Below are 13,836 nucleotides of genomic sequence, written 5' to 3'. Positions count from 1 at the left end.
CTGTTAGGAAATGCTAACGTCTTCTTCAAACTTCTCCAGGGCCTCCTGCCGGGCCACCACGTAGACGATATCTCCTAATTTGATTTTGGTATCTCCATTGATATCTGTATTTGTTTTGCCGTCCCTTTTAATGGCCACCAGGTTGATTCCCACTTTTTCCCGCAAATCAATATCCTTAATGGGTTTTCCGATAAAAGTGCCGTGATCCTTTTCAATTTTAATTCCTGCGAAATTGATTTCCGGGATATCCAGAGCGATGGTTGAGCCGCTGTCACCTTGCAGGGAGCGAAATACCTCGTAGTTGTGGTAGCGCACATCGTGGGTGAAATCATCGATTTCTCCTTTGGGTACCAGGTACTTGTTCAGCACCCGGGTAAATATCTCAATGGATGTCTCAAATTCTTCGGGAATCACCTCATCGGCACCTAGTCGGAGCATGGCCTCTATTTCGTTTACATATCGTGTTCTAACAATGATAAAGGCATTTTGGGTTATCGCGCGGATATTGGTAATGATGCCTCGTGTTGCTTCATGATTGGAGATAGCAATCACAGCCACCCTTGCTTTGTGGATTTTCACGTGCTCTAAGACCACCGGATTGGCGGCATCTCCATACATGATGGGTTCTCCGTTGGCAGACTCTACCCGTACGGTTTCCGGGTTCATTTCTATGATCGCATAGGCAATGTTGGCTCTCTTTGCTGCGCGCGCCAAATTCCGGCCATTCAGCCCGAAACCGATAATGACAAGATGATCGCCAAGTTCATCGGTTTCAATCTTAGCGATATGGGCCACTGGTTTTTCTCCAAACCGGGACTTTATTTTCTCTGGTAAAGGGATATTCAGCACCCTGCAGGCGAGATTTTCTCTTTTCTTTAAAATAAAGGGTGTCATTACCATGGTCAAAATAGAAATCGCCAGGAAATATTGATAGGTAATGGGATCTAAAAGCTCGTATTCAAGTCCTTCTTTTGCCAGCAATAAGGAAAATTCACCGACCTGAAAGATAGAAAACCCTACGATAAATGAACCCTTAAGATCACTACCAATGGATTTTACGGCCAGGGTAGTAATCAGAAATTTGACAACAAAGGTCAGCAGGACTAGCGCCAGGATAATCAGAATGTTATCCAACAAAAAACCCAGATCGAATAGCATGCCCACCGATACAAAAAAGAAACTGAGAAATATTTCCCGAAAGGGTAGAATTTTCCCGGTAGCGTGGTGGCTGTATTCAGATTCGCTTATGATCAGTCCTGCAAGAAAAGCTCCTAAACCCAGCGATAACCCCAATAATGAGGTGACATAGGCTACGGCAAAACAGGTAACGATAATGCTCAAGAGAAACAGTTCTTCGTTTTTTGACTTGGCGACCCGGTACAGCAACTGAGGGATGAGGTACTTAGCACTGAGGATGGTTAATACGATCACCAGGCCGCCTTTAAGTACCATATACGTCAATGAAAGCAGGACATTGTCCGATTCTCCGGCAAGCATGGGCGTTAATAGCACCAATGGAACGATGATGATATCCTGAAAAATCAATATGGCAAGGGTGGTTCTTCCGGAAATGCTATTAACCTGCCCCGTCTCCTGCAGTAGTTTAAGAACGATGGCCGTACTACTCAGGGCAAACAGAAAACCAAAAAACACGGCCTTATTCCAGTCATACCCGAAAGAATACGTTATCAGGGTAGTCGCTCCGATGGTGAGGAGCACCTGCAAGCTGCCACCGATAAATACCGCCTTCTTGATAGCCATCAGGCTTTTCAGCGAAAATTCCATCCCAATTACAAAAAGCAGAAGGATTACCCCAATCTCTGATAAGACTTCCACCGCCGTGGAAGCATCTACCAGGGAAAGCCCATAAGGTCCAGCAATCGCTCCCGTCAGCAGGTACCCAATAATGGTAGGTAACTTTAGCCGCATGAAAAGCAATATCACTAACGTAGACAGTCCGAATATGACTACAATGTCAGACAAAAGGGGAATTTCAGCCGCTGCGAGTATAAAAGGATTCATTTTTTGGTTTGGGTTAAAAATTCGTAGGGATCAAATTTCCCTGAATATAATAAAAATAACGCAGGCATTTAAATGGTATCGAGACTGGAAATACAGCGTGATTTTCCTAACAGGTTTACTAGTAAACTCAATACGCAAGGCCTAAACGCTTGTATATGAAATGCATCAGCCAGGCAGGCCCAATCAAAAGGAATTGCAAATCTTTTAGAAAAGAGGGTTTTTTTCCTTCCATTTTATGCCCGTAAAATTGAAAAATCCAGGCAAGTACAAAAATCCCCAAACAAAAGCTCCAAAGTGGAAACGGTAATATTAAAGTGAATACGCTTGCTACCGCCAGGCAAAGGGCCGTAAAAAGCATCATCCCCAATGCCAACGGCGGAGAAAGGGCCAGGTAATAAATCCATACCAGCAGCAATGCCGGAGTAGCCCAATTGGCAAAATGACTCAACAGAAACTCCATCTCCCTCAGCGGACCGGGAGGGATACTGTAAAGCAAGCCCACTAAGCTGAAGTAAATAGCGGGAACACAAAGCCAATGAATGGATTTGTTGGTGGGATTTTGGTGGCTGAGGTCGTATTCCTGTAGCAGGCTGTCAATTTTTCTCATGAACCTGTATCGTTAAGCCAAATTATTTGGTATTAAGTTAAATAAAATAATTGAAAAACAAATACCTTTCCATACATTCAGAATAAAATTTGGAAAGTATGCGTTAGTCTTTAAGTAACAAAGAGTATCAGCGGTTTGGGCGGTAAATACATATTTTTTTTTAACTTTAGGTTTATCTTTTCTTAGACCAATCATAATGGGTACAACTTCTAAAAGGCCCTCCATCTGGGAGGCATTATTTCCAATCATCTTTCTGATTGTCCTTTTGGTGATCAATATCAATGTTTTTGGCACAGACGGACTCTTTGGATCCAATCAGTTGGTATTGGTCATTTCTTCTGGGGTAGCCGGCTTGTTGGCCGTTTTTAGATTGGGCGTGAAATGGGATGTCATTCAGGATGGCATGATCAAAAGCATTTCATCCGCCATGTCCTCTATTTTGATTTTGCTTTTAATAGGCTCCCTGGCGGGAACCTGGATGTTGAGTGGAATCGTACCTGCAATGATTTATTATGGACTTCAGGTGTTGAATCCTACTATATTTTTATTAGCCGCCTGTGTGGTTTGTGGAGTAGTATCCATTGCCACTGGAAGTAGCTGGACGACGGTAGCTACCGTAGGAGTCGCCCTTTTGGGAATTGGAAAAGCCCTGGGGTTTGGAGAGGGCATCATTGGCGGAGCGATTATTTCAGGGGCTTACTTCGGGGATAAAATGTCACCGCTTTCGGACACCACCAACCTGGCTCCGGCCATGGCAGGGACGGATTTGTTCACGCATATCCGGCACATGGTAAGAACCACGGTTCCTTCTATATCCCTTACCCTTTTGATCTTTGGGGTTATCGGGGTAATGGGACAGCCGGAGGGTACAGTCGGCCAGGTGCAGGCGATTTCCGACGTGATTTCTGAAACCTTTGTAGTCAATGGATGGCTATTCATTGTTCCCGCACTTGTATTGTTTCTTATTATTAAAAAGGTCCCTGCCATTCCAACCTTGCTCGCTGGAGCACTGTTGGGAGGGGTTTTTGCGGTCATTTTTCAGGGAGAGATTATCCGGGAATTATCCAGTGGTATGGACGGAGGAGTGTTGCTGCGTACCTTTAGCGTTGTGATGCAAGCGTTGTTTGGGGACACGGCGATTGTTACCTCCAACGAAATTGTCAACGAGTTACTGGTTACCGGAGGGATGGCAGGGATGCTGTTTACCGTTTGGTTGATCCTGTGTGCCATGGTTTTTGGAGGGATAATGGAGGTAAGCGGCATGCTTAAGGTCATCGCCGAGGGGGTGATTAGCAAAGTAAACTCGGTCGGGTCCCTGATAGCCGCTACTGCTGGTACCGGTGTCTTTTTCAATCTTACTACCTCGGACCAATACCTGGCTATTTTGGTTCCTGGTAGAATGTATGCCGATATTTACAGAAAGAAAGGCCTAAAGGGGGAAAACCTGAGCAGGACCCTGGAGGATAGTGCTACCGTTACTTCGGTTTTGATCCCCTGGAATACCTGTGGCGCGACCCAGGCCTCCGTTTTAGGAGTAGCCACCCTTACCTATGCCCCGTATTGTTTTTTTAATATTATTAGCCCGTTCATGACGATTCTGTTTGGGTATATGAATTGGGGAATTAATTATTACACAAAAGAAGAAATGGAACAGCATAAAGAAGAAGAGATTTTGGCATGATACCACTTAAAATATCCAAAGAAGAAGTAAATGAACTGGAAATAGAAGCATTTCCCGGTGAAATCATCTTGGTTCAGGACCAAAAGGACTTGCGACGGATGGAATCAGATCTGGCTTCTCAAAAATTTATTGGCTTCGACACGGAAACCAGACCAGCATTTAGAAGAGGCGTTTCCTACGATGTTTCTTTACTTCAGTTGTCTACCCGGGAAACGGCTTACCTTATCCGCCTCAATGAACAGGGTTTTCCCATTCAGGCAAAAGCCCTGCTGGAAAATACCAATATCGTAAAAGTTGGGGCTGCTGTCAGAGACGATATCAAAGCCTTGAAAAAACTGGACACTAACTTTACCCCCGATTCTTTTTTCGACCTAAATGAAGAATTGCGAAAAGTAGGGTTCCTGAATGTGGGGGTGAGAAATCTTAGTGCCATGGTCCTGGGGATCCGGATTTCCAAATCCGAGCAGGTGTCCAACTGGGAAGCCCCCACCTTGACAGAAAAGCAGATGCTCTACGCTGCTACGGATGCCTGGGCTTGTTTGGAGATATTTTTGAAACTTTATCGACAGGGGTACCTGGATGAAATCTTCTCTATGTAAGAAATTCCAGAGAAGGAACGGTCGAAAGTATTTTTCTAACTTCATCCTCCTGTTTTTGGCGGCATTCCACCCTTATCTGACAACGCAAGTCAAATTTCTGATCTGAAATTTTCAGGTTATGGCGTTGGATGAGGTGCATGACTTCATCCATTGATAGGTAATCAAAGCGCATGCTAATGCTGGCGACCCGTGTTTTTTGGATCACTTCACTGGCTTCTATGGCTTCTGCAGCAGCCGTTTTATAGGCTCGCACCAATCCGCCCACACCAAGTTTGACCCCTCCAAAGTACCTCACTACCACGACCAGGGATTGCGTTAGCCCCCGGGAGCGAAGTTGCCCCAATATGGGGTCCCCGGCGCTATGGTGGGGTTCACCATCGTCATTGGCTCGATATACATCCTGATTTTTACCCAGAATATAGGCGTAGCAATGATGCCGGGCATCGTGGTAGGATTTTTTGAGCTCGTCCAGGATCTGTTGGATTTCCGCCTCATCTTCCACCGGGTAGGCAAACGATAAAAATTTACTCCCTTTCTCTTTGTAGAGCCCGTTGGCAGGTGTTTTTAAGGTCAGGTAGGTGTCTTCCATCAATTCGAGTGCTTCCGAGGTAGCTGCCGGTTGGATTAGAATTGCTAATTTAGCCAAATAGAATGTATCTGCCAGCCAGTATACAGGTATAGGGTAGAAATTAACGTTATTACCTGTTTTTAGGCCATTGCTTAGGGCTGGCTGGGATGGATGAATTGTCAAAGCCCGGATGTTGTTATTCGAGGTGATTTTCCCTGCATGTAAGAGGGGTAATCGAAAGCTTAAGCACTCAAATGAATCAGAAGGAAAAGGAACCGCTGGTTTCGGTGATATGCACCTGTCATAATCAGGCAGCTTACGTGGAAGCCGCTATGGAAAGTGTCCTGCAACAGGCGTATCCACACCGTGCACTGTTTGTAATAGATAATGGAAGTAGTGATTCCTCACAGAAAGTAATTCGAGACTGGGTGGAGAAAAACGAAGAAAAATTGAATGTTAGGTACCTGTTTCACGATACTCCCATCAATTACTGCCGGGCATTCAATAGGACTTTGACCCAGGTCAGTGGCACTTATGTGGTAGATTTGGCAGCCGATGATTTCCTGGCCCCCCTTCACCTAAGCAGCGCAGTTCACCGCCTCCAGGAAACAGGAGCGAAAATTTACTTCAGCAATGTGCTTCACCTATTTCCCGACGGGAGTACCCGTCCTTTTTATCCGGTAGATGCTTCGGGAAAAGCGAGCGTACCCGTGACGGCAGGCAATGTCTTCCCCGTGGTGGTGAGGAGATACGCCATCAGTTCGGCGGCTCTGGTGTTGGATGCGGCAGTCTTGAAAGCAGCAGGTGGCTATGACGAAACCCTGGCCTATGAAGATTTTGACCTGCTTGTGAGAATGGCACGAGAGCATGCCTTTGTCTACGGGGATTATTTAGGAGTAACTAAGCGCATCCTGGCAGGTTCGCTGTCGACCCGGCAATACCAGTCCCGTCATTCAGTCTTGCTTCCTTCTACCTTCCGGGTTTGTGAAAAAATAGCTGCTATGGTACGTACAGCAGAAGAAAAGCATGCCTTGAAATTTCGAATTTTGCACGAAGCCAAACATTCCCTGGCTTCCGCCAATTTTAAGATGGCTGCGCAATTTTTAGAATTATACGCCCGCCATTTTTCCCGGAACTGGAAATTTCATCTGTATAAAACCTGGTTCCTCACCAAATGGGATTTTTCTGGTGCTTACGAGTGGTGGATAAAAAACAGGGGACTATAACTGACCAACAATGACTTCCTGCATCGATTCAGGAGAAAAATAATTTTCACCCATTTCCTGTAATTGGGTGCCATCAAAATCTTTAATAAAGGCCAATTTCCGAGCGTAAAATGAGAAATCTAACCCTTCAAAGTAAACGTGTTGAAAGTGACTCATCAAGTCAAAAGGGCTACTGAATTTAGCCAGGAGGTTTCCGGCAAGGTAATTTTTTATTTTTTCTAATTCCTCCCCTGGGATCGGATCGGTAATCAGCCGCTGAATTTCCTTGTAGACTTCCCGGATCACCTCATCTCCATACCCTCCTTTCACATCCGCAGCCACCATCCAATAGGAACCACCATTCAGATTTCCTAAAAAACTATTGATCCCGTAGGTATACCCTTTTTCCTCCCGAATATTACGAATCAGGCGGCTACCGAAATATCCTCCCAGCACGGTATTAAACAAAGAAAGCGGCAGGTAATCCGGGTGGGTAAGTGGGACCATCCATTTGCCGATACGAATACTGGATTGCAGGGCATTGGCTTTCGCTTCGGCCTGCCTTCCCGTGGTAGGACTAGCGAGCGGTGGGCTGGTGTTTTTTCCTGAAATCAGTGGTAAATCTTCAAAATAGTTTTCCAGCAAGCTAAGTTCTGCTTCCGAAAGGTGCCCGGTAACGAATAAATGAGGTTGGGTAAGAAATTCAGTTTGGTAGTAGGAAACAAGCTGCTCCCTGGAAATGGCATCGACATCCGCTTCGGTAGCCTGGAAACCAAAGGGGTGTTGCTCCCCAAAAAGGCCAGATCGGATTAGCTGATTGGCCCGAGAGGAAGTTTGTTCATTCTGAATGCTGATGCTCAGTTTTTTCTGGGATTTTCGTTTTTTCAGGTTCTTTTCAGGAAATACAGCTTCTGTGAATAAGGAACGAAATACCGGCAAAACCTTCGCAAGGTGTTTTTTGGTTGTTAATAAGCTGAGGCCCTGTCGCTCATAGCCCGAAATGACTTCTACTTCCGAGCCGTGAAAGTCAAAAAAATCATCTAATGCCTCCGATGGCAAGTTTTTTGTCCCCTCTGAGAGCATGTGCAGCATAAAAAACGGAACCAGCGGATTAAAGGCTTTCTTTTCCTGAAAATGCACTGGAAATATCACTTCGAGTTTTACCGCTGCAATGGTCGGGGACGGAATATAATACAACCGGGTGCCGCCTATTAGGTGGCGGCATTCGGGAGGTGTTAGGTTGATTTGATCGGGTATCTGGAATGGGGGAGCCTGACTGCGGTCTATGCTCATCTTGGAACGTTATAAAGTAGTGTGAACCTAAGCGTTTCTGCCAATGGATGGTTTTGAACCTGGGGAACGAGGTAAGAAAAGTCAAATCCCAGACGGTTGAATTTAAAACCCACGCCCATGGTAAAATACCTGCGGCCTCCTTTTTTTGGGTTTTCATAGAAATAGCCTGCGCGCAAAGCAAATTTATCGTCGTAGGAATATTCGGTACCGAAAGAAACCATTATTTCCTGGATTTCTTCCCGAAACCCATCCGGAGCATCAAAGGGTGATCCGAACATTCCGCTGATCAGCGGACGGGTTGGATCCTTACCAGCCGCAATCACCGGCTCATTGGTATTAGGGTCCAGTACCAATTGCCCGTTTTCATCCACCTCGTACAAAGGTGGGGTAGGAACCAGCATCTTATTAAAATCCAGTGCGAGGGTAATGGTATTTAATTCGTCCATTGGAAGCTGCAAAGCGGATCCAAACTTTAGGTTGGTGGGCAGGTAATCGAGATCCTCTGCACTGTTATAGGTAATTTTCGGGCCTATATTGGAAAGGTTAATTCCCCAGGAGAAATTGGCTTCTTTATCCGATAGTATTATTTCTGAAGTGTGGTAGATCCCCACATCCGTTCCGATGCTTACTCCGGGTCTGCTTTCGTTGCCACCGGCAGAGCTTAAATTACCCGAAAGGTTGGAGTGGATGAATCGTGCGCTGATACCCAGGGAAAGGTTATCCGATAATTTTCGGGAGTAAGTACCACCAATCGCGATGTCCCGTGGGCTGAAATCCCCCAAAGGATTACCTCTTGTGTCTGTCAATTGGATATCGCCCATGTTAAAATACCTTAGATCCAGGCCAAACGCAGAAACATTATCGATCCGCTTGTAGCCGGTCAGGTAGTTTAGCGACATGTCTGGTACTAGTCGCCCCAGCCAGGGAGAATAGGATAAGGAAAACCCCATGTCATCTTCGATGAATGCCAGTTTGCCCGCATTCCAGTGGGCCGAATTGGCATCAGGAGAGGTGGCCACCCCTACGTCTCCCATACCAGAATGCCTGCTGTCCGGGGCAAAATTGAGAAAAGGTACCGCGGTAATGATTACCCGCCTATCAACATCCTGCCCGGATAGCTGTGGTATGGAAAGTTGTGCGTGGCTATCTACCTGAAAAGCGATGAATGCCACTAAAAAAAGTGAGAGCTGAAGAATGTTTTTGGTCAATTTCATTGAATAATAATTTTGCCTCCTTTACTTCCCGAAGTGCCGTCTCCTTCAGAAAAGAGTTCTATTTGGTAAAGATAAGTTCCTTTTGCCGGATATTTGGTTTTGCTTTGTAAAAATATCCATTGAATGTCTGTTAAAAACCGTTCGGCTTTTGGAAAACGCCGCTCCAATGAAAATATTTCACGTCCTGACAAAGAAAATATGCGTAAGTTTAAAAGCAAATTTTCTCCCGGGCGGTTATGGGAAATAAAAAAATGAACGACATCCGAAGCCGGGTTGGGGAAGGAGCGGACCCTGTCTACCGTCAGCCTAATACTGCCTTCTACCCTCACTTCAAGGGTTCTGGTGGAGGTATTCCCCAGGGGATCAGAGGCACTAATCTCCAGGGTATTCCTACCTTCCATCAAATCCTCTATAAGGAACTTAAGGTACCCTTGCTGGTACGTTCCGGAACGGGCTTGATAATAATCCCTAAGAGAAGCGGGTTGATTTTCATTGATTTTTAAAGTGATGCCTTCGGGATTGCCTAAATCAATGCCTGATTCATCGGACAGAAAAATCCAGATTGGGCTCTGTGTGGTAGGTATCAGTTGCCTTGTATCCAAACTGTCAAATAAAGACACTTCTATTTCCGGGCCGCTGCGATCCTGGGGCAAGTCACTGTTTCCGAACTGTAAGGGAATTCCTGACCCGCCAAAGGCCTCCCGTGACCGCTCGTTATCCATTGCGAAAAGCTTGATTTTTCCAGTAATCCCTTCTTCCTGCAATCCCCCGTTTCCCAAAAAAAGTTCTCCTTCAAATTGTCCCTCCGTGACCCTTCCGGTGCCGCTGAACAAAGGCTGGTGGTAGTCAAGGAAGGTGGTAGCCGGGCTTTCATTCCCTAGCGTTTCTATGGTTTTCGGTTCATTTTCGATGCGGATTTCAAAGGTTCCATCGAAGCCGGAAATCAGGGCTCCGGTCAGCGGGTCCTGGATTTCTCCCTGGTATTGTATGCGCTGCAGCCCGGAAAGGGTGTCGGTTTCGAATCCCGTTTGGATATTTTTTAGGGAAGTGGTCATCGCTTCCAATTGCGGAATGGACAATCGTAAGGACGGGTCACCCAAAAGGGAAAAATTCCGGTTTAAAGCCCCGGAAAGGCTTTCGTTCTTGGTTTTTTTGAAAACATCTCCCAAGGATAAGGATCCTCCTTTATCGAAAATGGCTTCAATAAAGGCTTTGTTTAAGGCATAATTGATACTGCTGAATACCGGTCTCCCAGTGGATAATACAGCAATGGCCCCTTTGTTTTTGGCAAATAGCAATTCTTCGGCCCCTGACCGTAAGAAGGGGCTGTCGTGCCTTCCAAATTCACAGGTGGCGGTGACAAAAATCGGATAGTGCCTGTTTTCGGGCCAGTCACCAATATCGGGCACCGTAAAAATCTGCTCGGCCGCCCAGGTCAGTTCATTGCCATGCCCTACGTAATTAACTAATAATAGCCCGGCGTTTATATGGTCTTCCAAGGCACTTTTGGCCTCAGGAAGGGTGGGTTCGGATGGGTTCTTTTCAAACGTATCCAGGTATAATTTTCTGAGCTCAAACTCGGGATGGGTTTTATGCAAATAGGCTGCGTGCCTTTCGGCATCTCGCAAGTGAATGTTTTGGTCCCCGTCGTCTGCGATAAACAGCAGTTTTCTTTTCCAGGCACCGGCGGGAGCCTCGCTGTATTGAATGATTTTATCCACGGCTATTGCCGCTTCTGCAGGGCTGATGGCCGGTATTCTGCCTACACCTATGTCCAGTTCGTGGTCGCCCGCATTGGACTCCTCCCATTGACCTTTACCCATTGCCAGAAATCCAAAATAGTCGTCTGAACCAAAGGTAGTCAGGGGGTCCAGGCTGCTTCTTGAACTGTATGTGGGAACCAGATTGGGTCTTCCTCCTAATTTATGTTTGTAATCAAAACTTCCTTTTCCAAAGAAGAGGACGTGTTTGAGTTTTTTCCCTACCTGCCACTGAAATGCCAGGAAATTGCGGATACTGGTAATGTCGGGATTACCAAAGCCAAAGCTATCGTAAAGGGTATGGGTTAACAATACTTCAGTTGTAGTCCCATGCGCATTTTTAAACCGGGCTAATCTTTCTGCCTGGGAAAGAAGTGAGGGGGCGGTTACGATGATTAACTCGGGAAAACCGGATGGCAATCCGGAATCCGAGGTGATGGCGATGGGTTTGGGGATTTCGGGAACCTGCTCAGGGTCAAAAATCGCTAGTTTTTTGGCAGCGGTGACGATGGACTGATCCGTTCCGAGCTCCTTTACCTCATGAAAGTCACTGATATCCCAAACGTTGTGCGTATTTCCGGAAATCAAGGTGGGATTTCCAGACAAGTTGTAGAAAATACCTGCCGGTAGGGCTGTGGGTGCATAGGGATATCCCACAAGCAAATCTTTCAGGTAGCCTGCTCCGTTTGGATTTGAGGTCGTATAGGTAAAGCGGAGTGAGAAGTTTTCGTTCGTTTCTGTAAGGGGCACTGCTGATTCAAATACGGCCTCCTTGCCTTTGACGGCATAGCGACTGTTGGGGATAGAGGGGATCAATAGTTCACCTAAGTCTTCCCCACGGGAGCTGAACTGAATCCGGCTGTCGCCAAAGGATTGCGCCATCATCCTGGCACGAATGGATACCTGCCCATCCGGTAGGGTTTCCGGTAGCGGAAAGGTGATGGTCTGGGTCCCATTGTTAAAAGTACGCAGGCCATACCAGGACCTTCCGGAAGTCAGCAGGTTAAATTCTTCCGATTTATAGACCTGATATTGAATCAGGGATTCATTCCAGGTCTGCTGTGCCGGAATTACCGCTTCTTCGGGAATACTCCGTACCGGATTTTCCGGAGCCTTTCCCGTCCGGATTAGGTAATACAGGGTATCGGTATAGGGATGGGCCTCCAATCGGGCTTTGCCGTTTTCCAAACGAATCCGATCGGCCTGTCCCAGAAAGAAGTAAAGGTGATCGCCTATCTTTTTTTGAGGTACTTCCTTTGAATGAAACAGACTGCTATCCAGTTCTTGAGGCAGGGATCCGGCTTCTCCATAAAGTGAAATTTCGTTCAGGTTACCCAGGCCCCAGGCACTGGCCTGATCCTGCGAAAGCCGGTAAATGCCTTCCGAAACGATGGGGATTTTAAACTGTTGCTGAGAAACGAGAGGACAGGCAAGGAATAGGAATAAGCCCATAAAAAGTCCCCTACACATGCGCACGGAAAAGTTACGTTTTCCTCTCATTTTTTTCCAGTCGATTACTAACTACGGACAGGAATATATAGGAAACGACCGCTATGGGGATGCCTGCCCATCCCCAAATAATGATTCCCGCCAGTGAAATTAGCAGCATTAGGTAGCGGGATTCGTTTTGTCGCCAACCAAAATGCTTGAACTTCAATGCCAACAAGGGTAGTTCCGCAGTCAATAGGAACGAAAAAATAAGCGTTAAGGCTGAAAGTACCCACGGATTGTTCCAGATTCCTGCTAAAATTTCCATTTCCTGGCCCATCAACGGGAGGGTGGAAAAAAACAGCGCATTAGCCGGTGTGGGCAAGCCAATGAACCGATCAGTTTGCCGCTCGTCAATATTGAATTTGGCAAGCCGTAAGGCAGACTGGATCCCGATCAAAAATCCAATGTATGGTAAATATGCCGGTCCTTCCGATGATTGGATCAGCAAAAAGACGATAAAAGAAGGCAGTACCCCAAAGGTAACCAGGTCGGCAAGTGAATCCAGTTGTTTGCCAATCTCACTATGTACGCCGAGCATTCGCGCCGCAAATCCATCGAAAAAATCGAAAATGGCTGCTGCCAAAATAAAGTAAAATCCATAAACGGCACCGTTCACCATGACGTAGTGAATCCCCACCATTCCGGCTAAAAGATTCAAACAAGTGATCAGGTTCGGGATATGTTTGGTCAGGTTCAAGAAGATGCTGATTTGCCTACGAATGGATTGGTTTCCTTTTCTTCACCAATGGTTGTTTTGGGACCGTGTCCGGGGTGGACCACTACCTCATCCGGCAATGCGAAGAGTTTTTGGCGGATTGCTTGAATCAGGGTTTCGTGATGACCTCCAGGAAGATCGGTGCGACCAATGCTTCCTTTAAAAAGTGCATCTCCTCCGATACAGGTTGCCGACTCCTGGTGATAGAATACCAAGTGACCCGGAGAGTGACCGGGCACCCATAAGGAAAGTAACTGGGAATTCCCAAACTTGATATACTCACCTTCGCGAATGTAATGGTCTGCTTTACTTTCCTGGTATTGGGCAAATCCGTAATTCGGAGCATAACTACTTACCGCTCTGAGAATCACTTCTTCCTCCTGATGATACCACAATGGAATGTCATAGGTGCTTTTAACGAAGGCATTGCCCAGTACATGGTCAATGTGGCAATGGGTATTCAGCAATTTGACGGGTGTCAAACCATTTTTGGAAATAAAGTCAAACAATTCGCCTTTTTCTTGTTTCTCATAACATCCCGGATCAATGATCAATGCTTCCTTACTGTCATCATAAACCAGGTAGGTATTTTCAGCAAATGGATTGAATGTGAATGACTTAATCTGTAACATGATAAAATGGTTTGAAATTCAAGTTCAAAATAACAAAGAATGCGTTAAT

General features: G+C 46.1%; 11 protein-coding genes. 3 read left to right on the top strand and 8 right to left on the bottom strand.

Annotated elements, in window-relative coordinates:
- Positions 1–3 precede the first annotated feature (3 nt).
- Both GJS45_RS17135 and GJS45_RS17130 read right to left on the bottom strand, forming a co-directional pair.
- Positions 4–2,022, bottom strand: a complete 2,019-nt coding sequence (locus tag GJS45_RS17135; protein ID WP_162343082.1) for a cation:proton antiporter domain-containing protein — start codon at positions 2,020–2,022, stop codon at positions 4–6.
- 127 nt (positions 2,023–2,149) lie between these two features.
- Positions 2,150–2,629: an Mpo1 family 2-hydroxy fatty acid dioxygenase gene (locus GJS45_RS17130; protein ID WP_162343081.1), complete on the bottom strand. Its 480-nt coding sequence runs from the start codon at positions 2,627–2,629 to the stop codon at positions 2,150–2,152.
- Positions 2,630–2,825: 196 nt separating this feature from the next.
- Between GJS45_RS17130 and nhaC the strand changes: the two genes are divergently transcribed.
- Both nhaC and GJS45_RS17120 read left to right on the top strand, forming a co-directional pair.
- Positions 2,826–4,310, top strand: a complete 1,485-nt coding sequence (gene nhaC / locus GJS45_RS17125; protein ID WP_162343080.1) for a Na+/H+ antiporter NhaC — start codon at positions 2,826–2,828, stop codon at positions 4,308–4,310.
- Positions 4,307–4,909, top strand: a complete 603-nt coding sequence (locus GJS45_RS17120) for a 3'-5' exonuclease (RefSeq protein WP_162343079.1) — start codon at positions 4,307–4,309, stop codon at positions 4,907–4,909. The genes nhaC and GJS45_RS17120 overlap by 4 nt, the downstream gene beginning before the upstream one ends.
- On the opposite strand, the gene GJS45_RS17115 is transcribed toward GJS45_RS17120, so the two are convergent.
- A complete protein-coding gene (locus GJS45_RS17115; protein ID WP_317165113.1) occupies positions 4,902–5,555 on the bottom strand; it encodes an IMPACT family protein in 654 nt (217 codons plus the stop codon). The two genes, GJS45_RS17120 and GJS45_RS17115, sit on opposite strands and share 8 nt — an antisense overlap.
- Positions 5,556–5,731: 176 nt before the next feature.
- On the opposite strand from GJS45_RS17115, the gene GJS45_RS17110 reads away from it, so the two are divergent.
- On the top strand, positions 5,732–6,703 hold the full coding sequence (locus GJS45_RS17110; protein ID WP_162343078.1) for a glycosyltransferase family 2 protein: 972 nt from the start codon (positions 5,732–5,734) through the stop codon (positions 6,701–6,703).
- Here the strand turns inward: GJS45_RS17110 and GJS45_RS17105 are convergent.
- The 5 genes from GJS45_RS17105 to GJS45_RS17085 are packed head-to-tail and all read right to left on the bottom strand — an operon-like array spanning position 6,698 to position 13,787.
- Entirely contained in the window at positions 6,698–7,975 is a 1,278-nt protein-coding gene (locus tag GJS45_RS17105; protein WP_162343077.1) for a M16 family metallopeptidase, read from the bottom strand. The genes GJS45_RS17110 and GJS45_RS17105 overlap by 6 nt on opposite strands.
- The gene (gene porV, locus GJS45_RS17100) at positions 7,972–9,189 is read right to left on the bottom strand and encodes a type IX secretion system outer membrane channel protein PorV (RefSeq protein WP_162343076.1); all 1,218 of its coding nucleotides are present in this window, start codon (positions 9,187–9,189) and stop codon (positions 7,972–7,974) included. Before porV ends, GJS45_RS17105 begins: the two co-directional genes overlap by 4 nt.
- On the bottom strand, positions 9,186–12,449 hold the full coding sequence (gene porU / locus GJS45_RS17095; RefSeq protein ID WP_162343075.1) for a type IX secretion system sortase PorU: 3,264 nt from the start codon (positions 12,447–12,449) through the stop codon (positions 9,186–9,188). The genes porV and porU overlap by 4 nt, the downstream gene beginning before the upstream one ends.
- A complete protein-coding gene (gene pssA / locus GJS45_RS17090) occupies positions 12,433–13,137 on the bottom strand; it encodes a CDP-diacylglycerol--serine O-phosphatidyltransferase (protein WP_162343074.1) in 705 nt (234 codons plus the stop codon). Before pssA ends, porU begins: the two co-directional genes overlap by 17 nt.
- Positions 13,134–13,787: an MBL fold metallo-hydrolase gene (locus GJS45_RS17085; protein ID WP_162343073.1), complete on the bottom strand. Its 654-nt coding sequence runs from the start codon at positions 13,785–13,787 to the stop codon at positions 13,134–13,136. Before GJS45_RS17085 ends, pssA begins: the two co-directional genes overlap by 4 nt.
- Positions 13,788–13,836 lie beyond the last annotated feature (49 nt).

Origin of the sequence: Cyclobacterium salsum, assembly GCF_010119245.1 — a bacterium.
GTDB classification, from domain to species: domain Bacteria; phylum Bacteroidota; class Bacteroidia; order Cytophagales; family Cyclobacteriaceae; genus Cyclobacterium; species Cyclobacterium salsum.
This window is presented reverse-complemented; position numbering and strand designations above follow the sequence as displayed.